Genomic DNA, 21,644 nt, shown 5'->3' with positions numbered 1-21,644 from the left:
TCGCTAATTGTCGGCAATCCTAGTTTTGTTGTCGCCATTCTCTCGCCTCCTACACTTCGTTAAGTATTTGCGAATAAGTTTTATTAGTAGCTTTAAGCGCTCCATAGCTTGCGTAATCTTGCTTTATTTTCGAGTATAAAACGAACTTGAATTCGAAATTTAACGCTAAGTGTGCCGGTATAATCTCGCGCAACGCGTTCTGAATGTCCGCTAAATTAGGAGGTACTCCGTAATTACTAACGAATTTAATCATTATCGTATAGTCCGCGCTCTGCTCGATGACCTCAACTTCGCCATTGTTATACGACTCAGCTACGTTTTTAATAAGCCCGACTGTTACCGTACCAACTCCGCGTAGCTTTGACCGAACAACCGAGCGACGTTGGTCAACCGGCTTACTAACGTCAGTCGGCATGCCAACCAATCGTTCCCAATACGCCAAACCCCACGTTGCCGTTTCGATTGAGTATTGCGCCAACATATCCGCAATATCATCGTTTAATTGCTTAATAGCCTTCGCCTCAGCGTCAAACATTCCTTCAACTTCGCGCACATCGTCATAATAACGAGGCACATAATATCGCATAGATGTTCTTATGTCGCGTTTATATTCGCTCATGTAAATGTCACCGTCCCGGCAATAGCCACTTGCTCATCGGTAATAGGTACGTTATTTGTAGCGCCATTTACTTTTAAGTTTGCGTAATCAAGCACCCCGGCAACGTCGATTAGTAAACTAGCAATTTTCGCATACCGAACGGTAGAGTCGGCGAAAGCTATATTCTTTAAATAGCCCGTCAGCGCTACTTTGAACTCCGAAGTAATTGACTCCGTTTGCGCTCCTTCTTCTAGCGTAAGTGTTGCGGTTACGTTAATACCGACCTCGCTTGCGCCAACCACTGTAACATTAGCGCCGATAGGCTTTTGCTCGGTTATGTGCGCCGTAACGCTGTCAATAATCGGTTGCGTTGGCGCTGTCTTTTCCGTGTCTAGTAGAATTACTTTAACCGTTCCAGCGCCGTTCCAAATCGGCTTAACCTTAGCGTCGCCAACTCCGGCAATCTCAAGCGCCCATTGGCGATAATGATTTGCGTTGCCCGAAGTAGCAGGATTTTGCGCGCGATCAATAAGCCGTTTTCGTAAAGATTCATCGTCCTCGACGTCAACACCGCCATCGAAAGCAGTCGCATTTGTTACGGACACAATTCCGTATAAATCACCTGGCGCTAGTGCATTAATTTCGCCAATACCGACGTTACCTTGAGCGCCACCTAGCTCAGCTTCCGCGCTAACAGTCGCCGTGCCGTCCGTCAAAGTGACAGCTTCCGGCGTAATAAAAAAGACAGCCTCATTAGCTGTCGTTTGCAATCGCGTATTAATCGGCACAATTGTTCCGGCTGGTCCCGTCAGTGTAACGTTACCCTTTGCCTTTAGCGCTTGCTTGCGCGTAACACCGAACGGTAAGCATATTCGCTCTAAATACACGCCCTCGCTCGTATCGACGAATCCCATACTCAGCGCCACGTCTAACTCAACGTATGCGTTGCCGAGCTCGATTGCTGTCGGGTATGTTAAGTCATGCGCCACCGAACCTTCGCGCTTATCAATAGTATCGTTAATGCTCGCCAACATATCTTCGTGCAATGCGTCCGGCGTTTTAGATTCATACGCCATTTAGCTCCACCCCCTCCGTTAAGGTTCCTCCGCTCACTAGCGTTACATTGACCGTAATGAACAGCTTGTCATTTTTGCGTTCATAGGTGACTTTTGCGTCTTCTATTCGGTCGTCATACGCTATTGCTTCGTAAACCATTCGCGGTATTTCTGCATTCAAAAAGGCGTCCGTCACATCGGCGCCTATTAAATCGTACAATTCATTCCCGTAATCTTCTGTATAAACTGCAAACTTGTTACGTGCCGTTAATAGCGCCTTTTGTATATACTGACGCACGGCTCGCTCATTATCGATAAAACTGCCAATGCGCTTATTTTCGAAATCAATCAACCACGTTTTCGACGGCTGAATTGTATCTTCCGCGTTAACGGACTCTTCGTCTATTAAGCTAGTATTCTCGGGCGTTAGCGCCATTAAATCACCGCCTTATCTATTGCGTAATAGAACTGAGTAATTTCGTTGCCAATTAGAATAACTTTGTCGCCAGCTTTTAGCGTCACATCTTTTGTTAGTCGTTCGGCAACAATAAGATCGTCACGTTCTAATACAACTCCGTCAGACAACCTCAGCGATAATTTAGGAAGTGGCGTTACCACGGTTGCAGTTTCGATAGTTATGTCGCGATTGTGACCGTGAATACGAAATAGTTGAATCATTTTCGCAGCGCCGGAACCTTCGATTTCTAAACGTTTTTGCACGTTATAACACCCTCCTTACTTGCATAAAATGACCGCCCCAATATCCGCTTGTATAGCTGTGCTCTTTACAGCCACTATTCGCTAGACTTACGCAGTAGCCTTTACGAGTAACTATGCCAACATGCGAAACACCTTTACGATAGGTTCCTTGAAAAAGTACAAGGTCGCCGGCTTGCGCATCAGCCGTAGACACTTTCGTTCCTTTTGTTACTTGCGATATAGTTCCGCTTCCGATATTAATGCCGGCTGCTTGCTGATAGATAAATTTCGTGAAGCCTGAGCAATCGCCCACTCCTTTCGGAATGTTCGTGTTGCCGAAGCTGTACGTAAGCTTACCTTTATAAGAACGTGCTAGGCTAACTACCTTGTCCGCTTTACTATTACCGGATGCCGATTTACTACCACTACTATTACTGCCGGAACTATTTTCGCTAGGCTCTTCGTACTTCATTTCGGCAACGTCGAGTGAACGCGACAATGTAAGCGACATTCTATGCGTACCATTAACTTCAAAACTATGATCGTCAGCTGACACGTAATAGCCCGCCTTAAGCCCCGTCATAGCTTCGTATACTCTCACTACACGACCTGAGCGAACCGAAGTATCGCCAATCGCGTCCACATTCGATTCCTTTTTAACGCTATTAAGTTCTTTAAGCAGCGCTTGTGCAATCGGTTTTAGCTCTGCGTCTGACTTCTCGCTTTCATGTTGTTTTTCTTGCATACGTCCGTATTTTTTAATTGTTGCTGAATCAGATACCGTTACACCCTTCGCATCTTCTCCACTTTTTCCCGTGATTCGAATACTATTTCGCAAATCTTCGATTGACTCCGAATAATTGGCGCTAAGCAAGTTGTATTTATCAGCGATAATAAGTTCGACAGCTTGTTTCTTATATTCTCGCAAAGTTAGCTTGCCTAGTTCGTTGTCTAATAGAAATATCTTGCCGGTTTTCTTTCGAGTCTCTGTAAGCGCAATGGTTATCATGTCGTATAGAGTTTTGTCACGTAAAATTAACTTAGGTAAAACGTAGCCCGTATCGTCAATTTTTCCGACTGCAATTCCGTACTGTTTACATAATTCCTGCACAATCTGTGATGCTTTCTTTTTGCGAAATACTTTCGAATCGCTATTCTTAGTTAGATAAGCGTTATAGTCTCGGACAGACAGTTTCATCGAGCCGTCATTTGCGATGTCGTAAGTAAAGATAACGCCTCTAAAAAACTCCTTGCTGTTCTTGTGGCAACGAATTTCTAGCCCGTTTTCAATTCCGCTAACTAGTTTTGTTTCGCTATTGATTGTATTTTTCAGACTAATCTCGCAAGTCCTACCGCACTCAGCGACATTACCGCGCCATAAAACACTACTTGTAATCGGCGTTATATCGGTTGTCTTATTACCGGCATGTAACGTAATTTTAAGGCTCATTTCGGTATCACCAGCTTTTGTCCCGGATAAATCTTGTTCGGATTGCTACCTACAACCTTTTTATTCGCGTCGTAAATCTTGCGCCAACTACTGCCGTTACTATAGAATCTCTTCGCAATAAGCCATAAACTATCGCCTTTCTTAACCGTATAAGTAGACGACTTTTGCGCCGAACTAGTGCCCGTGCTTGCCAAAGGTCGTTTTGCGCCACTAGTATTGGGCTTTGCGCCCGTCTGAACCGTTTTGATTTCAACATCGCGATATTCTTTAAGTGACAACGTGTAATAAATGTCGCCTATCTCTCCGAACTTTTCAGCTTCGATACTGATATCGCGAATGGTTACACGCAGATTAACTCCGCCCGCTCCCGTAACGATGTAACGGAAAGGTACTCGACGATCTCGCCAACTTTCGAGCAAATCAACGCACTCTTGCGGACTAGGAAAGTCGCTATATTCGCAATAGACCGGATTATATGTCGCAGGGAAAAAAGATTCTATCGTAAACTCGCGCAAGCCTCGTCGCTTAATATTCGTTACTTCGCCTAAGCCCTCGACTTCAAAATCCTCATAAGAAAAAGGCGACTCATATGCGTTCGCCTCAGGATTAACGGGCAAGCGCAATTTTTCATCGCCTCTAGTAAGCCAATATTCGACTGTTGACATTATGCGCCTGCACCTCCGGCTAATTCGATTCTTCTTGCGATTGCATCTAGTAATCTATCCGCGTCTTGTTCCGTGTAGCCGGTGCCTTGAATGATAATATTGCCGAATTGATACGAGTTGCCTCCGGCGTTTCCTTGGCGGTATTCTTTGTTTTCCTCGGGTGTAAGTACGCGTTCACCTTTATGCAAACGAGCTACGTAATTGTTCTTTGGAACGTGAGACAGTCCGCCAGCATGTGATCCGTCAATAAATCCGCTTACTTTACTAACAGCACCGCTAATAGCGCCCCCGATTTTAGATACCCATGCAGGCGGCTTAAAGCTAGTAATGGCGTTTTTGAATGCTACGAATTTATCGTACAATCCTTTAAAATAGTCAGTGACGGGTTGAATTTTCTGTACAGCCCAATCATATATACCGCCGAATACTTCTTTCACCTTACTCCACAATTCGCCCGCTTTCACTTTCACTTTGTCCCAATTCTTATACAATAGAACGCCTGCAGCAATTAGTAATCCGATTGCCACCGCAACCCATGTAAATGGATTAGCTAACAAAGCCGTGTTTAACCCATAAGTAGCTAACTTCGCTAATAATGTTCCAGTTCGGTATGCAACCATAAGACCGTTAAAGAAACTTATCGCCGCACTTACGCTTGAAATTATCTTAAATGCCACTAATGCTCCTGTAATACCTACCACACCTGCGACAACAAGAGAAGAATTGTCTTTAATCCAAGCTAATCCCGTTTTCACTCCGTCAAATAGATCCTTAGCTAGCGCGACTCCCCCGACGTTTTGGAATGCCGTCCAAATACCTTCAACAGCGATTTTTGAATCGTTGAATACCGGCGCAAATGTATCTCGCATGTACGAACCAAAAGCTGATACTTTAGCGATAACCGCATCTGTATCTATTTTACTTAGCCAATCAGCCATCGATTTTAAACCGTTAATTACCGGCGTCAAAATAGGCGTCGCTAACTTTGCTTTTAAATCAGTCCAAGATTGCTTTAAGTTGCCGAGTTGATTCTCGTACGAATTCGATTCTCGCTTTGCTTGCCCGGTTGCTCCTGCCATTTTCTGCATAGCCTTAGCGTACTCTAAACGAGCCACTTGCTTGCCTGCCTCGTCAAGCTTCTTCCAATCTGCGCCTAAGTTTTTAGAAGCCCAGGACGCTAATTGTGTTTCGTTAGCGAATAAGCCGATTGACTCGCCGCCTTCATAGTTACCTTTAATAAAGGAATTTAAGGAGCTGCTGGCATCTTCATAGCTTTTATCGTAGAATGCCGCTGCGTCTGCTGTTAAAGTAACAGCTTCTTTCGCCTTCGACATTGCGGTCTTAGTGTCCATGCCGAGCCCTTTAAACATGGATGTCATTTGCGCAACAGAAGGTTTAATACGATTTGGCACCATTCCGAAATCTTTTCCGAGTGAATCAACGAGTTTCTGCGCATCACTTTCCATCGAACCAAATACCTGGTTGAATTGCGCGCTTACCGCTTGAGCTGTTGCCGCAGACTCTACCATGCTGACGCTTAAGTTTTTAATTGCGTCAAATGTAAAATAACCAACAACTGCGCCACCAAGTGTTTTTAGTGAAGATGCAAGACTTGACGTTTGTTTATCTGCGGTTTTTATATCATCTGTCATAGCCTTTGTTTGATTCGCAGCGCTTCGCATACCTTTAACAAAGTTGCTCGTATTGATTCGTAATTCTGCCGCTAAATTGTAAGCCAATCACACCTACCTCCTCTCTTGCTTTTTACGTTCTTTCTCTTCGAGTTCCATTTGGTACTCCATTGACGCGTACATAAAAGCACGGTGTCGTAGTTCTTTTTGATATATCTCATCTGGCGGTATGTGGTGGCGCTGAAATATTGCGTGTAATATCGAAGCTTCACCGCCCGCCTTAATTAGTTTTTTGCTTCTAGAACTTGCTTGTTAATGTCTTTAAATCCGCTAATATCCATGATTGTCTTTTGTAATTGCGCTATCTCGCCGGCAAGCAACGCTTTGTTTACGCAATCCTCAACCGTAGATACTCCGTGCTTTTTCAATAGTTCCGGATTGTTGAAATCAAGATTTTCGCAAGCTTTAGCGATAGCCATTGCGCTAAATTTATGCTCATCCAGCGTGTTACCGAATGATGCTTGTTTCGATAACTGCTCAATCTCTTCACCGTCTAGCGCTTTAATAACTAATGAAACGCCTAAACGATCAATTGGAACCTCTTTCGTAACTGATATTTCTGCTGTTAAAAAGGCTTGTAATGCGTCCATCTATAATCATCCTCTCGGTTAATTTTCAAATTTAAAAGCGAGCAACCCGAAGGCGCCCGCTATTATTAAGCTCGTTCAATCTTGTCTAGTAATTCATATCCGCTAAATGTAAAAGGAAGCTCGTCTTCAACAATAGAGTTGATTTCGAACTTCCCTAACGGAATCTGATCAAATTGTACGCCCTTCAAACGAATGCGCTCTGCTCCGAACGACTCGGGGTCTGCGAGTTTAAATATTAACTCTGTTACATATGGCTTGCCGTCATCGTCAGCGATTGAGCCGATTAACTGAACAAATTCCGAAGTAACTTTATACATCGAAATTGAACCCGTTCCGGTTAGACTAGTAACCTTATGTCCTACCCAACGTGTGCCTGAGCGTTGTATTTCTTCTTTATTAATCTCGACTATCGCCTCTGCTGACTTAACATTCATAATCCAATTTCCTTCATGCCACACTGTCCCATACGTTCCATTAATAACGCGAGTTGCATCTAATGCCATCTTTATTTCACCGTCCTATTAAACATAAATTGTTAAGAAAATACGTTCCATACTATCAATCTCGGTATACGCAATCGATAGAAATACTTTATCGCCAGTCGATGCATTTTCAGAATCGAGCGCAACAAATATGTCTGTAAGCACGTTGTTATCTTCGAGTGTCTCTAAGTACACTTTGATTGCGCTCATTAGAGCAATTCGTCCGTCTTCACTGTTGTCAATTTTGCCGATGTAGTGTGTGCGTGCTGTTTTTTCAATATCCGTAGCAACCGCTTGTCTTGCGCGAACTTTTCGAATCTTATCGCCCGATGTTGTCAATCCTTGCTCGATGATTACTTTCTCGCCATCATTCACAAGCACTAATGATCCGGCTTTTAGCGCCGAAGTAACTTCACTATTTCTAAGTCTTTTATTCACATCGTCGAGTTGTACCGACGTGTAAGTAACGGACTTATTAATAGGAGTTGCTGCGATTAATCCTGCGATATATGCCGCATACTGACCGCTTGAATACGTAACCCCATTACGCTCTCCGCCGACGATAAGATTTACAACGTAATCGTCCTTTAGCGAAGTAGAACGAGCATTACCCGCTGTAACATCCGCATCATTTGCCGCAGAACCGCCGGTTACAAATAAGAAATGTTTTTTCTCAGCTCTATTGCTAGTCACCCACGTTAATGTATTATCTTGCTCTGTTGTACTAATTTCGCCGTCGTAGACAAATACGTTGAACGGGCGCGTTTCAAAAGATTCGCGCATTTCCACATAATCATCTACCGCCGGTGTGCTAGGCAACGTATAAACGAGCACTTCTTTTGCGCCCCCTGCCAACGCTAATTTAATTGATGTAATATTAGCTGAGCCGAAAAGCTCTATAGCTTCGCCTTCCTTTTCAACGGTATAAAACTTTTTAGCTTCTGCTGTACCGCTTGTATATGTTTTCAACGGAATAGCAACTACACCGCGAGCTCCGCCGCTAATCTGCGTAATGGCTGCTCTAGTAAAGTTCGTGTATAAACCCGGTCGGTCTGGTAAGCTAGTTGGGTCCCATTGGTTGATCGCCATTCATTCATCACCCTTCCTATTTCAAATCCGTATTAACGGCTTGTATTTTTTCGTAAACTTCTTGTGTCCGCATTTCACGTAACGAGACTTCTAACATTCCGATGACTGCGAAAACGCCCGTTGTATCAGTCTTGAATGGTTTAGACCATGAAAAAGAGCCGATACGTAAGTACCGACTCGTTCCTCTAATCTGTATTAGTTGCTCATCATTTATCTTGTGTTCTATTTGCGCCATCTTCGTTATACAATCGAGAGAACTATCGCTGAAATAAACGAGTTGAATCGTGTGGTCAAGTCGATAACTTGCGTTTGTTTCAGTAGCGCTCTTACTTGTAACAAAATCTATGGTTAGCGTGTTCTTTGCGTATTGCTCAGGTATGTTTTGAAGCTTGAAAGAAACGGTGGGAAAAATGGCGTGAAGAAATTCACGCACGCTTTCAATTTCATTCTTAATATCCGCCAAACTACCACCCCGCTTTCTTTAACGCTTCTTCGACTTCTTCATCCAACCATTGCTGCCACTTTTGTTCGGAATTATCCGCCGCCTTATCTAAGAATTTCTTTTCTGCGCCTTTTAACCGCAACTGATTACCGCCTGCGTCTAACTCATGTATATAATAACCGTAGTTAAACCCGCCTTGTCTTGCATTAGCTGTCACGATAACCTTAGTTTCTGAGCCATTGCCTTCTACATCACCGCTAATTTGGTCGCGTAAATTTCTACTTTTCAAAGGAGCTAAATCGCGTGCTTCTTTAACCCAATCGTCTTTAATGTCGTCCATCGCCTGCCTAACGCCTTTTGACATAGCTTCTGGCGTTTGCCTTAACGCTGACTCAAAACGACTCATATCTAATTCGAATGATTTCGCCACTGCTTAGTCCCCCTCACGCATAAACCGTCGTCAAAACGGGCTTACCATTAATCATGCGAACAACTTCAATACGAATAGGCTCGCGCAAAATAGTGACGCCGAGCTCGTTTGTATATTCGATTTGGTCGCCGTATTTAATGTCAGCGAGTTTATTAAGCGTTATTTCCATGCCCGCAACTACCTCATTGCCGAGAGAATTTTGAACGACTTTAGACGATTCGTCGACACGACATTTTAGCGTAGAGGTACTGCTGCCTGTACTTTCGCCCCACTCGTCTAACTCGCCTTCACGCTTAATTGTTATCGTTTGTTTTAAAGGTAAGAGCGCCATTATCTCACCGACCTTCCGACGCGTCGTTTAGGCGTCAAGTCTATTCCGTTTAGCTCGCTGATTAAATCGACGGCAGTTTTCGGAATGAGTTGTTCTAATTCAGCGCTATCACCTGCGAATGAGAACGAAATCCCTTTAACAGAAAAACTATTAACGCCATAACGTTGCATCTTATAAGTATCGCTGAATACAATAGCGAGCACCGGCGCAAACTCGTACACGGCTGCGTCCGGTATCTCGTAATCTTTATATTTGCGTGAAAGTGTCGTGCTTGCTGCTGTTAAAATTCGTTGCTTCTTCGCTTCTTCAGCGTCCGCCCAATCGTCAATATCAATGACATTTTGCGCAATATATACGTCTGCATCCGAAATAGTTACCGCCATAAAATTTCCTCCTTATTTCGTGGAGGTTTTCTTAGCCGGCACCCTTTTCGGCTTTACCTCCGCTTTCTGAACTTTCTCTGAAACTACTTTTTCATTAGGCTTTCTGTGTCGTCTAAGTAGCATATTTATCACCTCACATATTAGGCTTTAGTAGTAAATTTAACTACTTTTGAATCGTCTTCGATCGCTGCAACGTAAAACTCATCTGCTGAGATTACAGTTGATTTAGCTAGAATATCTCGGTCAGATTCTACCTCAACATCACGTTTAAGATAGATTGCTAGAGCACCAGGTTTAACAATAAAGTTTGTGTAAGTTCCTCCTACATCCTCTTTAGGTACTTTTTTAGAAGCAAATACCTGACATCCAGCGATTTCACCAACAACGCCCGTCATATACGCATTCGGTACATTATCGATAAAGTTAGGATCTTTGCGAAGTGTGCCTTTTTGTAGTGGGTGAATAAATAGGATTTTTTGCTCATCGTCCTCTTCTTCAAACTTATCAACTGCGTCGACAATTGAGTTATACGAAATTACAGCGCTTGAAGCATCATGTGATAATGTTGCTGCTTTTAAAGCTGTTACACAATCCGCATCTACTTTTGACGCGATTGAATCTTCTAATTGACGTTTTGCTTCTCCGATAGGATCGCCATACCCTGCTAAAGCCGCTTTATCTGTAACCTCAACAGCTTTACCAGCTTGTTTGATTGTAGCTGTTTGTGTAGAAGTAGATAGAACAACAGTGCCCATAGCAACACCTTCTGTTAAATCTTCAGCGTCTCCAATGTATGCATATTTAGGGATTGTGATTGTGTCACCCGCTTGACCTGATAAAGTAGTATCGATACGCGCGATAGGTGAGAATTTAATCTTGCTTGGTAATCCAGCAGAAATCATGTCCGCCATTACTTGTGGGTTTACTAAGTTCGCTAATTTTGTTTGTGCCATAAATATAAACACTCCTTGTTTTTAATAGTTTTAGAAATTAAAAAAAGCAAGTAGGACAATACCTATTTGCTTAATCTTTTATATAGTTCGAGGTTAGTTCTAAATATTTCATCTCTTTCTCGGTAAGTCATAGCTTGGAATTGTTCTTTTGTAATACCTATAGTTGGATTTCCATTAGTCTGCGAACCGACGGGCTTTTGTTCTTTCTTCCCAAATAATCCTTTTGTTTCAGCTTTCGTAATCCAACTCAGTTTACCTTCAGTTGAAAGATTGTCAGGGATTAATTCATGAAGTTCTTTCGGAATACCCGCTAATTTCGTTGACAACATATCACCAACAACAGCCTCAAGCTCCTTATTGCGTAATTCGAGTGAATCATGAGTTAGTTTCATTGTTTCATATAACCCCTTAAACTCACCCGCTTCTTCTTGCGCTTTTGTTTCTGCCGCCTTTTGAGCTTGCGTAAATTCATCGAGTTTCGCTTGCACTTCTTTATATCGCGTGTTAATCTCGTCGAATCTACTTTTCGGAATCATATGTTCCGATTGTGTGTTCTCGTTATCACCTTGCGCCGCGTTATCCGTGTTTTCCGTCACGTCTGACGAATTATCAGCGCCATCACCTTCGGCAAAATATTGTAAATTTAATTTTAATAGATTGTTTTTATTCACTATTGTTCCTCCTTCGTGTTTTACGAGCTACGCCTCGAATTTTGCGACTTTTATTGACGTTCGCCAGGTCGAATGATTACACGTACCTTTCCGGCTTTCGCACGGCTGTAAGTTGGTGTTTACAACAAGGGTGCCATAACTCATTGCGTGGTATGTCGCCTACATACGTATAGTCGCCAGGTGCGTCGGGCGTTAGTTTCAATACTTTACCTTCCCATTTACCGCAAGCATCCTTCGCGCCATGTTTCGATACAACTCCGTAAAGTGCACCGCGTGAAACTCCTTCGTTAATAGTCGATTCTCGATGTGCTTCCATCATTTTCGTTCTGACTAATACTTCTACGTATTTCGAAGGTCGCCATCTTCTGCCCGCTGCGTCAATAATTGCGCTATTCAGTGAGTCGCCTAGTTGTTTTCTTAACTCCGCCGTAATATCGCGCTTTAACGTCTGAGTACCGTTTATGCCTTGCGTTAAATTCGAACGTAAAACCTCTGCGCTAACTTTACGTACTGTGGCTCGGACTTTCTTGTCCACGTTTTGTGTAACTGCTAATAAATCTGCCTGCGTGTCGGCAACGGCTGCCTTCACGAACTCCTTATTAATGCGGTTAAACTTAAAGATGTCCTCCGCTTCTGCGACAGTTTTAACGACACCTAATGAAATAATGGTGCTGATAATTCCGTCCTTTACGGCTTTTTCTATACATTCGGAAGCCCAAACACTTGCGGTAGAGTCTAAACCTTCTAGAATTTCAGCGATAGATTTTAAGGTTGCTAATTGATTTGCGCGTGTGAAATTATCTAGGTCAACTCGTTCTAGTTCACGCATTATTTTATCGATAGCTTTTTCGTACAATTTCACAAGCTGAGCAACGTCATAGTCATAGTTTGGTGTAGGTGGCTGCGTCATTCATCATCGCCACCGTTTTCTGTATTAAATACGTTAGAATCAACGAATCCTTGCGCCTTTTCTTCTGCTTCAATACGAGCCAATTCAATGCGCGCCTGCTCTTCTGTATAGCCGTGAACTTCCATTATTGCGCTTAACTGTGATTGAGTAGCCTTTCCGCCCGTTCTAATAGACGTGATGTTAGCAGTTTCTAACTCGTCATTAGGTAAACCATCTTGGAACTTGATTTTCGGAATTGTTACTTCATAGTTAGGCTTTGTTTCAGCATTCACATGCTCTAACTTTTGCGCAATGGTTAATACGTATTTCAATGCTTTGTCGTAATACTGACGCTTTCTATTAATCTTTGCTAATAGCGAGTTCATACGCCACTTAATAGCAAATCCTGATGAGCCGGACGTACCACTATCGGTTTTACCTAGAGCTACTGGCGGTAACTCAGACACGATAAGTAGATGATCGAGCAATACGTCTAATTCACGGAAAGCCGCGTCTAGCTGACCGTTCCATGTAATGTATTGAGGAATAACTTCATTTTTACTTTCTACTTCAAATATCTTGTCACGTCCAACGTGGAATATCGGTTCGCCTCGTTCGTCCTCTATTAATGAGCCTTGAGGTACAGCCATCGCTGGGTCACTATGTTTATCAAGAATCTCAGCTATTTTTGCTAAACGGTTATCTATCTCAGCGAAAATTGTTTCATTCTCGCTAATATCATCAATTCCTTGCCAATCATCGTCTGTAGAAAAGTTTGGAACGTGGACAATTAATGGCTCGTTTATTCCCGTAAGTACTGTTTCTTTCTCAGTCTGTAATTTTCTAATAATCTTCCAATCAGTTACTGCATTCTCAAATGATGAATGATGAAACGGCTCTATCTCGTAACTTGAATACTCAATGCGTCCTGGATAATGCGATTCTACATTTAACACCCATTTCTCATCGCCGGTACCTTCAACAACCACCGGCACAGCAATGTGATACGCATAAATTGTAGTACTATCGCCCGGTAAAGTTTCCGGGAAAACATACTCTGCTTTTTGCGACTCAATAAAAACACGGTACGGATCAACTTCTTCAGGCTCTAATCCTCCGAATTTCTGCCCCCACCGAATTTTAAAGAAAGAATCGCCCCTATAAGCGTTTGAAAATGACGATTCGTAATTCGTAATGTGTAAATCATTCTCTTCGACTAGTCTTTCTATCGCTTTTTGTTCAGTTGAAGCGTCGTCTTTACCTGCGCTATAAACGGGTGTCTCACCAAATAAGAAGTCCGCAGATTTTTTGCATATAATACCGGGCAAGTTCGAAGCTATTAATACAATCTTTTTATGTGGATCCGATAAATTATCTGTAGGAAAAACCGTCCAATGTTTCCCCATTGCGATAAGTTTATTCTTTCTGTATCTCTCAACGCGTTCACGATGTTCCTCAGGCGGAAAATAATCGCCTACGTTAAATAAACTCAAGTGCTACACCTCCGTTATTACAAGCCGCGTGGCTTATATCTAAATGTTTTACGTGGTCTACCTCCGCCACCAATAACGCTGACAACTCCGGCAGTTGCGTCAGCTAAATCGTCATGCCTTCCGCCAGGAAATTGTTCGAGCTGTTCGATTAATAAACCTTGTCGTTTTTGGAAACGCAAAAAGCCGTTTTCACACATCGGCTCTAGCGCTTCAATACGCTTTTCTTTATTTGCTCCGTGATGTGCAATCGGCTTTAATTTCGTACTATAAACTTTTTCTTTAGCTAATCTGTCGCGCAATTGTCTGTAGAAGTCATGACCTGCGCCAATCGTTTCAACAGCGAAAATTTTATGCTCATACTCTTTAATTTTATCTACTGCGACATTAAGCGCTTCGTGTGCCGGACATTTCTTCGCCCATGCGTCTATAATATAAATTACGCCAGTCATTCGGTTTCTAGCGATAGTTACTATAGCGTTATAATCTGAGCGCGAACTTTTGCCCATTGCTACGTCCCAAAACGCGTAAAAATCCAATGGCATTTGTCGACCGTACTCATCCAACAAATCAGATTCGCTGAAGTATTGAAATGTATTAGGATTGAATATTTGCGACTCTTCGTCTCTCGGCTCGTTTTGGTACTCGGTGTTAAACGCCTTCGAACCGTTGGCCCACTTCCAAGTCATTAAGCGCCAAATTGGCTGCACCTCTTCCCATAGTACGATTGCACCTTCGTCCATAAGCTCGCGATTCGCTTCGTAAAATTCACGCGCTTTGGCTTCGCGCTCGTTGACAGCTATTTGGTCGCTTTGGTAAATCGACTTACATTCGTCCCATAAGTCCATGCGTAAAGGGTCTTCGATGATAGCTCGATATTTCTTCGACTTAAAGTCCGCACGATTATGAAGCAAATCGTTTAGTAAACTATCTTCATGCACTACCGTTCCCATTATGATAAATGCCGTACGTTTACCTTTTGGGTCGCCGAGTGGCATTACTGTTTGACTGAACCAATCGCGCAATTTCTCTCGCAACTCTTTCGTAGCTGCGTTCGTTTTTATATCCTCTAAGTCATCACCGATAATTAAGTCCGGTCGCGTACCGTTCCAATTTCGACCACGTAGCGCTTGACCTGTCGATGCCGCTTGAACGAGTGTTAACAGCTTCGGCGGTAAGTCGGCGCCCTGATCTTCCCAGGCGATAAACTCGGAGCTATTATCTTTCGGATTAATCTGTTGTTTTGGCGAAAGTAATGGCCCGAAATCTTCTCGGAGCTTCGTGTTCGTCTTCAACTGCCCCGCAATCCATTCCAAGTTTGGTACCGAAACTGAGGGCGTTTCAGATATGATGATAATGTATTTACGTTTGCGATAAACTACCTCACGCAGTGGAGTTGCTTTACTTAGATACGAACTTTTTCCGTGTGAACGTGGCGCAGCTTCAACTAGTTTTTCGTTAGTATTTACGTTTGATACTTCGTCAATATCTGAACATATCTCTCGGTGGAACTGTGCTGCGTCGCTTACATCTGCTAAGTCGAAACCGTCCCAATTTCCTGCGTTGCCTTCGTTTCTTACTTCTGAAAAATATTCATGCGAGAAATAGAGTAGGTCAACTTCCGCGCGGTGAATTCGTCTTAAGCGTTCGAGCTCGTCGATATTTAGCGCAAGTTCTTCGTACTCTTCGGGCGCCAATGATCCGGCTTGTTCTTGTTTTACCATCTCGTCAACTAATTCCGTAAGTGTGTCAATAAGCTCGCCACGCTCTGCTCGTCCGAGCCATCTACTGTTAACCCATGCGATAGTGACCTCCCCCTTTCCAATTTTATGTATTTTACGTTTGACAATCGTTTCCAATAGCGTTATTATTAATTTAACATATTGAAAATTAAGATAAATTCGTTATAGGAGTTGTTCGTATGAATACCGTTGAACCAATCCGCGACACACGTCATATTAGCGCAATGAAAAAAGCCCTTCACGGGCGCGATTTACTGCTTTTCACTTACGGAATTAATTCCGGCTTGCGTATTAGCGATATCCTGACGTTAAAAGTCGGCGACATTCGCAACAAAGACTCAATCGTCGTACAAGAAACAAAAACTCGCAAGCCTAAACGCTTTATATTCAACGACACTATTAAAAAAGCCGTTGCGGATTTAATACCGGCAACTGCTAGCGACGATGAGTACGTATTTAAGTCGCGTAAAGGCAACAACAAGCCGATCAGCCGTGTCGCAGCCTACCAAGTACTTAACGCCGCAGCCGAACGCGCTGGCATTGCCGACAAAATTGGCGCAATTGGTACTCATACGCTCCGCAAAACATTCGGCTATCACGCGTATAAAAAAGGCGTTGATATTGCGCTGCTGCAGTCGATTTTCAACCATTCTGCGCAATCTATTACGCTTAAATACATCGGTATTAACCAAGATAGTATCGACGAAGTATATGCGAATATTAACCTTTAAGGCGCCCTTTATGTGGCGCTTATTTTTTGCGTTGAAATAGCGCTTATTGGCGTTGCTAATACGAATACACTCGGAGTTGATTAAAACGTCTCTCAGCCTTTAATTTCCCGCCTAAAACCTACGTTTAGTTTGCGAATAAGCTCCGTAAGTAGCGAGTGCATTAATTAGGAGTACCGCGAACCATAGAGCGAATATAATACCTCCCACAATTCCGTAACTAATTGACGTGTCGGCTACCGTATTTATGACCCAAACGATACCTAACGCAATACCTTCGTAAATTGCTAAATATAAAATAAACGTTAAGATTACTGCTATAATTATACCAATCATCAATATCGCTCCCTTTTCGAAAGTTAAATTTGATTCGCGGATTTAAAACGCACTAGATGTAGCGTTTTTGATGGGGCGCCCCCCTTTGCCGGGGTTCGCGATGTATACGCTATTCTATCGACTGCATAACGAATTTAACAGTATCACATTGTGTTAAGTTCACCATTCGCCACGAACAGCGCTGTTACAACGCTCAAGCTACCTCGGCATATTATCGAATGACTAGCGCAATTATACATCGTTATAGATGCCGTCATATCAACGTTTGCATGTCCGCCAATGATTAGCGATAATGTATAAGATAATGCATAACGATAACTACCCGTCTGAAAAGTTCGAGGGGTCACGCGCCAGGCAGGCGCAACCGATGTAATAGTCGTCATTCACAACGTTTCACATTCCGCTGCACCTATTTCCTTCATATTATATGTGCGCAACTTTACTCGCTTGTGGAATCGCCCTTATAACGTGCAATCTTCGCCTTAATATCCTCGATCGACTGTCCGTCACTATTCCCGCTGCTAACCTCGACTCTATCCGTCAGCATGTCGTTAGCCTGCAACAACGTTTTAAATAGCGCTGCGTTACCGTCCTTGATAATGTGATTCGGAATTGATTCCATTATCTCCGGCAACCTATCGACTGTTTTACGCATGATTTCACGCTTCAGCTCTCGTTCGAACAATGGGTCTTTGCGCCAATTATCAATAGTATTAACGTGGACGCCGCATTCGTCTGCGATTTGCTTAAACGTAAGACCGCCTTTCTTAGGTTGCGCTAAGTATTTAATAGCGATCCAATGTTCGGTGCCAAGTGTTTTAAGTGCCATCGTTCATTCCTCCTAACCCTACGTATCAAAATGACCCGTAGGTGTATATTTCATATCTTTTATCTCATAATCATTTGCGATAATATAACATAGATACAACGAGCGAGTTTACGAGCGAAGTTGTAATTGTATATTTATTTAAGTAAGTTTATTTACGTATATTTATTTAACGTATCAAAATGACCTACCCCTACGTATCAATTTGACCTCACCCTACGTATCAAAATGAACTGACCTCTACCAATCGAAGTCATCAACGGCCACTTGCGCAACCTCTTTCGGCTTTTTGGCGCTGTCCTTTAATCGTTGCCTATCGCTAGCTTCACGACCTTTTATACTAGCTACACGCTGTTCCATATGCGCCACTACTTCAGGAAACTTTGCGACAAGCTCCTCGATTGTTGTTACGGGCTTCTTTACGATGTAAACATTGTTACTAGCTACGTCAGACCCGCGCACGTCTAATAGGTCCAGCTCCTTCAATTTCGCGATGCTTCTCTTAACCGTCGACTCACCGAGTCCTGACTCAATCGCAAGTTGACTAATCGTTGGAAATGCGTAGCCTTGATCCGGATTCCAGTAGTCGAATAGAAGCTCGTAAATCAAGCGTTCATTTCCACTAAATTTCGGGTGTTGCGTATAAACACGCTTAAGACTGTTTAGTCCTGGCGAGTAGTATTCGGTTATTTGAAAAGGGTATCTTTCGTTATTCATTCATATTCCTCCATTTATAAGGGTTTAAATTAACGTCAATCTACTTAAATTAATCGGGCTTACTTTTTGCCCATTCATCTAACACCGCATGCAATTCATCAGTTCGCTTGTACAGCCAAAACTTGCGCATTGTATTCTCGTTAAGTCCGGCGCAAATATATCGAAATCCCTTCGCTTTTATAAAGGTTTGAAGTTTAATAGAGTAGCAATAATAAAATTCATTCATTCCGCGTCGCTCCCTTGTTTTAAATTAACTGCGCGCCATACACACACCGCCTAAAATCGCGTAGTTTGACGCGCCGTGCTTCCTTACTTCCTCTTATGCCATACATTCGGTATTTTTGCGTTTCCACATCGTCAATGAATCGTCTGCTCCGTCCGCCTCAATTTCGGAAACTGTTAGTCGTGGGTTGGCGAAGCACCAGTAGTAGAAGGCTCGATATTCGTCGACTGTTAAGCCGCATCGGTCCGCCAAGAACGTTATTAATCTATTAAACTTCGGCTTATCGATGTCTTTGCGTCCCTTCGCCCATTCGAACAAGTTTGACGCTGATTTTGAGCAATTTAACGATCCATCCATCGGATAACAATTCCATTCCACGGTCCCTGCGTGACCTATCGCAATTGGTATCGCATGTTCCAGATGCAAGTCCTCTGTTTCACCCGTTAACGCGCAAGCATCGTCAAAGTAACCAAGCGCTGACTTCCACTGCTCGTCCGATAAATCGCCAGGCAAAGCCGCCTCTTTTGCGCGTCTATTGTGACCGTAAGTTTTATACCTTTCCGGGTCTTTTGCGACAGCTATGTGCATAGTTACTCTTACACAGCTACGACATTCCGTTCCTAGACCGTCAGCAGCTCCGGATTGCTCGTAATAATCAGCACGATCGCGCCATTGTTCGCAGCTTGGACAGACCTTCCGTATGCAAACGCCGTGCTCATCGTACTCACGCTCAGCTTTCGGTTTGATTGGACGTTTTTGTTCGCCGTACACATTCTCGCCCCTACTATTAGCTGCCTTTCTGTTGCGCTCACATGCCTTGCAGTATGATCGTTTCTTTGCGAACCCCTTCGAACATCTATTAAAACTATCTATCGGCAACATTTCACCGCACAGCCCTCCGCAACGTTTCGCCACAACTTCGCCAGCCTCGTCCAATAAGTGCTCACATTTACGCGTTTTTGGAATGTGAATAAGCTCCGTTCCCATTTCGTCGTACCAGTTACCGTCTCTACTTTGAATTAGATTCATTTAAATTACCTCCTAAATTTTGGACAACGCAAAAAAAGCCACGAAAAAAAAATTCCGTGACTCTGCGTATTTACTATTGAATTGCGGTATGATATATTAGATATTGGATAAGTTTGTACTCGAAAATCAGATGGACAAAAAAATAAAAAAAGCATTCTCGGCGCTTATATAACGGACTAATTAGCCTTTTGGGTAGTACGTGATAAAAAAACTTCTTTCGGCGTCTATATAGCAGACTAAACGCTCATTTGTGACCATCCACTATAAGATAAAATATAATTACCTCTTTCGGCGTCTATATAGGTAACTAAACACACAAAAGTTCGGCTATTAACGCTAACTTTTCGTTAAATATTCGTGTAAATTCCCCTTCATAATACATAGATACAAAACGCGAACTTTTAGAAGTAATTACATTTTAACTTTCTCGCAAATCATACGCCATCCCGTTAGCATTAAGCGACATTACCTTGTATTCCTTCGGCTCATACTGAAGTTCACGCTGAACCTCTCCTTTCACGCCATAAACTAGGCAAGGCTGCGTTCTCTTAAACTCCTTGTGCGCTTCCATTCGCGCCATTAACTCCGGCGTCATCTCCGTTGAACGTAACGACTTTGGCTCGGTTTTTCTATCGCGCTCAATCTCATCCTCTATTCGCTCAATCTCCGTCAAAATCACGTCGTAAACCTTATATAATACGCTCGATTCTAGTACCGCAACCTTACCGCCGAGGAACGCACTAAAACCTCTCGTAGCCTTCGAATCACCGGCAAAAACGTCATAGATACGGTCGGTAATATCTTCGCCATGCCAGCGTTCCTGCCTACGAATCCATTCCGATAATTGCGCGTTCTGTTCCGCCAGGTTTTCGTCTGATTCTGCGATAGCCACAAACTCTCGTAAACTAGTTAAACTCTCCTTCAACGTGAAGGTACGTCTGCTCAACTTCGACTCTGGACGCTCTCCCCACGCTTTCAATGTGCGCTCTTTGATTCGCTTCTTCATGCGGTCAAGGTCGCGTGGCTGCATTCCGACTATTTCAGCGAAGTCGCGCTCTTCTACATAATCGCTATCCTTTGCGAACAACACGCTCGTCATATCGTCGAGGAACTCGTTTTGGCGCGCGGTCAGAAAATTATGCCTCTCAGCGCGAAACCAGGCGAGAAACGGCGTCGGCTCATAGCCTGACTTGCTTGCGAAAAATGACTCGGTTGCATCGTCGCCTATCGTGCCACTAATTTCGCCATTTTCGTCGTAGATTGGACGGTCGATAGACTCGAAGTTAATTGTTACTAGCGTTTTGCCGCCGGTTGCCGGATCATAGAGGCGTTTAGTGTACGGATTAGCTAACGCTGGTAGTTCGTGTTCCAGGCGCTTACATATCGTTAAGACTGCGCGATTTAGGTTGAGCGTGTCAGTGCCGTCGATAACTTCGGACCATGTAGCACCTTCCGCCAATTTAAAGCTGTTTAGCGCTTCCCACGAAATAGAAAAAGACGAGCCAATTAGCTCACCTTCGTCGAATGAATCGTATTGCGCAAGTGAAGAAACAAGTCCGAGTACCGTGCGCTTGATTTTCGGATGCTTCGGAATATAGTTGCCGTTTTGATTTTCGAATAGTACCTCGGTTAATAACGCAGTGATTTCGTTCATTTACATCGCTCCATTTCAATTAAATTTAGGCAATAAAAAAAGAGCTCCCGTATAATCGGAAACTCTGAAAAAATACTCTACATATATAAGGCGGACATTTCGGCATTTTGTACCACTATAAATTAAAATTTACGAAAATAAGCCCCTTCCATAAGTTAATACGTAACGTTTCGCGCAAAAGTAAGCAACTATTTCTTAACCTTCCTATTATAATTTCGCAGATAAAACGCCCACCAAATTAAATTATTTCCTCATTATATAAACCGTACTAAGCGTAAAATAACAAGCCTTCTCCCTACTTTATACGCGACTGCCGTATATAAAGTAAGCCGTACTAACTACTGAAAGTAAGCTTAACTCAGGCATAATACGTCTTTCTCAGTTCTTGTGTGTGTAAAAGCAAAAAAAAGGTATGGTTAACCCTCAATTAAAACTGTATTAGTACTTTTAAACAATCTGTATTACTCTGATTCTAAATAAA

Annotated in this window: 25 protein-coding genes and 1 pseudogene; 1 reads left to right on the top strand and 25 read right to left on the bottom strand. The window is 43.0% G+C overall.

Going from position 1 to position 21,644, the window contains the following annotated elements:
• Positions 1–49 precede the first annotated feature (49 nt).
• From BN349_RS06735 to terL, 19 genes are all read right to left on the bottom strand, one after another.
• Positions 50–619, bottom strand: coding sequence for a putative phage tail protein (locus tag BN349_RS06735; RefSeq protein ID WP_019241522.1), 570 nt, complete (start codon positions 617–619; stop codon positions 50–52).
• A complete protein-coding gene (locus tag BN349_RS06730; protein WP_019241521.1) occupies positions 616–1,674 on the bottom strand; it encodes a baseplate J/gp47 family protein in 1,059 nt (352 codons plus the stop codon). The genes BN349_RS06735 and BN349_RS06730 overlap by 4 nt, the downstream gene beginning before the upstream one ends.
• Positions 1,664–2,089, bottom strand: coding sequence for a DUF2634 domain-containing protein (locus BN349_RS06725; RefSeq protein WP_019241520.1), 426 nt, complete (start codon positions 2,087–2,089; stop codon positions 1,664–1,666). Before BN349_RS06725 ends, BN349_RS06730 begins: the two co-directional genes overlap by 11 nt.
• Positions 2,089–2,373, bottom strand: coding sequence for a DUF2577 family protein (locus BN349_RS06720; protein ID WP_019241519.1), 285 nt, complete (start codon positions 2,371–2,373; stop codon positions 2,089–2,091). The genes BN349_RS06725 and BN349_RS06720 overlap by 1 nt, the downstream gene beginning before the upstream one ends.
• A gap of 1 nt (position 2,374) precedes the next feature.
• Entirely contained in the window at positions 2,375–3,802 is a 1,428-nt protein-coding gene (locus tag BN349_RS23520) for a C40 family peptidase (protein WP_019241518.1), read from the bottom strand.
• The gene (locus BN349_RS06710; RefSeq protein WP_019241517.1) at positions 3,799–4,467 is read right to left on the bottom strand and encodes a LysM peptidoglycan-binding domain-containing protein; all 669 of its coding nucleotides are present in this window, start codon (positions 4,465–4,467) and stop codon (positions 3,799–3,801) included. The genes BN349_RS23520 and BN349_RS06710 overlap by 4 nt, the downstream gene beginning before the upstream one ends.
• The gene (locus BN349_RS06705; protein WP_232423523.1) at positions 4,467–5,819 is read right to left on the bottom strand and encodes a hypothetical protein; all 1,353 of its coding nucleotides are present in this window, start codon (positions 5,817–5,819) and stop codon (positions 4,467–4,469) included. Before BN349_RS06705 ends, BN349_RS06710 begins: the two co-directional genes overlap by 1 nt.
• Positions 5,820–6,382: 563 nt before the next feature.
• Positions 6,383–6,748 carry a phage tail assembly chaperone gene (locus BN349_RS06700; RefSeq protein WP_019241515.1) on the bottom strand — a complete coding sequence of 122 codons (366 nt, stop codon included), beginning with the start codon at positions 6,746–6,748 and terminating at the stop codon, positions 6,383–6,385.
• A gap of 65 nt (positions 6,749–6,813) precedes the next feature.
• The gene (locus BN349_RS06695) at positions 6,814–7,251 is read right to left on the bottom strand and encodes a phage tail tube protein (RefSeq protein WP_019241514.1); all 438 of its coding nucleotides are present in this window, start codon (positions 7,249–7,251) and stop codon (positions 6,814–6,816) included.
• An 18-nt stretch (positions 7,252–7,269) separates the two neighbouring features.
• Positions 7,270–8,319 (bottom strand): phage tail sheath subtilisin-like domain-containing protein, encoded by a 1,050-nt coding sequence (locus BN349_RS06690; RefSeq protein ID WP_019241513.1) that lies wholly within the window; start codon positions 8,317–8,319, stop codon positions 7,270–7,272.
• 16 nt (positions 8,320–8,335) lie between these two features.
• Positions 8,336–8,782, bottom strand: a complete 447-nt coding sequence (locus tag BN349_RS06685) for a hypothetical protein (RefSeq protein ID WP_019241512.1) — start codon at positions 8,780–8,782, stop codon at positions 8,336–8,338.
• 1 nt (position 8,783) lies between these two features.
• Positions 8,784–9,191, bottom strand: a complete 408-nt coding sequence (locus BN349_RS06680; RefSeq protein WP_019241511.1) for a hypothetical protein — start codon at positions 9,189–9,191, stop codon at positions 8,784–8,786.
• A gap of 13 nt (positions 9,192–9,204) precedes the next feature.
• Positions 9,205–9,522, bottom strand: a complete 318-nt coding sequence (locus BN349_RS06675; RefSeq protein ID WP_019241510.1) for a hypothetical protein — start codon at positions 9,520–9,522, stop codon at positions 9,205–9,207.
• The gene (locus BN349_RS06670; protein WP_019241509.1) at positions 9,522–9,905 is read right to left on the bottom strand and encodes a hypothetical protein; all 384 of its coding nucleotides are present in this window, start codon (positions 9,903–9,905) and stop codon (positions 9,522–9,524) included. The genes BN349_RS06675 and BN349_RS06670 overlap by 1 nt, the downstream gene beginning before the upstream one ends.
• A gap of 140 nt (positions 9,906–10,045) precedes the next feature.
• Positions 10,046–10,858 (bottom strand): N4-gp56 family major capsid protein, encoded by an 813-nt coding sequence (locus tag BN349_RS06660; RefSeq protein WP_019241507.1) that lies wholly within the window; start codon positions 10,856–10,858, stop codon positions 10,046–10,048.
• Between the two features lie 62 nt (positions 10,859–10,920).
• On the bottom strand, positions 10,921–11,529 hold the full coding sequence (locus BN349_RS06655) for a hypothetical protein (RefSeq protein ID WP_019241506.1): 609 nt from the start codon (positions 11,527–11,529) through the stop codon (positions 10,921–10,923).
• A 76-nt stretch (positions 11,530–11,605) separates the two neighbouring features.
• Positions 11,606–12,439, bottom strand: coding sequence for a phage minor capsid protein (locus tag BN349_RS06650; protein ID WP_019241505.1), 834 nt, complete (start codon positions 12,437–12,439; stop codon positions 11,606–11,608).
• Positions 12,436–13,911: a phage portal protein gene (locus BN349_RS06645; protein ID WP_019241504.1), complete on the bottom strand. Its 1,476-nt coding sequence runs from the start codon at positions 13,909–13,911 to the stop codon at positions 12,436–12,438. The genes BN349_RS06650 and BN349_RS06645 overlap by 4 nt, the downstream gene beginning before the upstream one ends.
• Before the next feature lie 17 nt (positions 13,912–13,928).
• The gene (gene terL, locus BN349_RS06640; protein ID WP_148335308.1) at positions 13,929–15,632 is read right to left on the bottom strand and encodes a phage terminase large subunit; all 1,704 of its coding nucleotides are present in this window, start codon (positions 15,630–15,632) and stop codon (positions 13,929–13,931) included.
• Between the two features lie 197 nt (positions 15,633–15,829).
• On the opposite strand from terL, the gene BN349_RS06635 reads away from it, so the two are divergent.
• The gene (locus BN349_RS06635; RefSeq protein WP_019241502.1) at positions 15,830–16,381 is read left to right on the top strand and encodes a tyrosine-type recombinase/integrase; all 552 of its coding nucleotides are present in this window, start codon (positions 15,830–15,832) and stop codon (positions 16,379–16,381) included.
• A 111-nt stretch (positions 16,382–16,492) separates the two neighbouring features.
• Here BN349_RS06635 and BN349_RS06630 read toward each other — a convergent pair whose 3' ends face one another.
• The 6 genes and pseudogenes from BN349_RS06630 to BN349_RS06605 form a co-directional block, all read right to left on the bottom strand.
• Positions 16,493–16,714 (bottom strand): hypothetical protein, encoded by a 222-nt coding sequence (locus BN349_RS06630; protein ID WP_019241501.1) that lies wholly within the window; start codon positions 16,712–16,714, stop codon positions 16,493–16,495.
• A gap of 439 nt (positions 16,715–17,153) precedes the next feature.
• Positions 17,154–17,543: a helix-turn-helix domain-containing protein gene (locus tag BN349_RS06625; RefSeq protein ID WP_019241500.1), complete on the bottom strand. Its 390-nt coding sequence runs from the start codon at positions 17,541–17,543 to the stop codon at positions 17,154–17,156.
• Between the two features lie 237 nt (positions 17,544–17,780).
• Positions 17,781–18,002 (bottom strand): hypothetical protein, encoded by a 222-nt coding sequence (locus BN349_RS26295; RefSeq protein WP_232423522.1) that lies wholly within the window; start codon positions 18,000–18,002, stop codon positions 17,781–17,783.
• A gap of 15 nt (positions 18,003–18,017) precedes the next feature.
• Positions 18,018–18,257: pseudogene (locus tag BN349_RS26850) on the bottom strand (helix-turn-helix domain-containing protein); the annotation flags it as partial.
• Positions 18,258–18,576: 319 nt separating this feature from the next.
• Positions 18,577–19,509: a hypothetical protein gene (locus tag BN349_RS06610; protein WP_019241497.1), complete on the bottom strand. Its 933-nt coding sequence runs from the start codon at positions 19,507–19,509 to the stop codon at positions 18,577–18,579.
• Positions 19,510–19,927: 418 nt separating this feature from the next.
• On the bottom strand, positions 19,928–21,163 hold the full coding sequence (locus BN349_RS06605; RefSeq protein ID WP_019241496.1) for a hypothetical protein: 1,236 nt from the start codon (positions 21,161–21,163) through the stop codon (positions 19,928–19,930).
• Positions 21,164–21,644: the final 481 nt, after the last annotated feature.

The organism is Bacillus sp. AP8 (assembly GCF_000321185.1).
GTDB classification, from domain to species: Bacteria; Bacillota; Bacilli; order Bacillales; family DSM-1321; genus Bacillus_AD; species Bacillus_AD massilioanorexius.
Note: the sequence above shows the minus strand (reverse complement) of the source record. Positions and strands in the feature narration are given on the sequence as shown.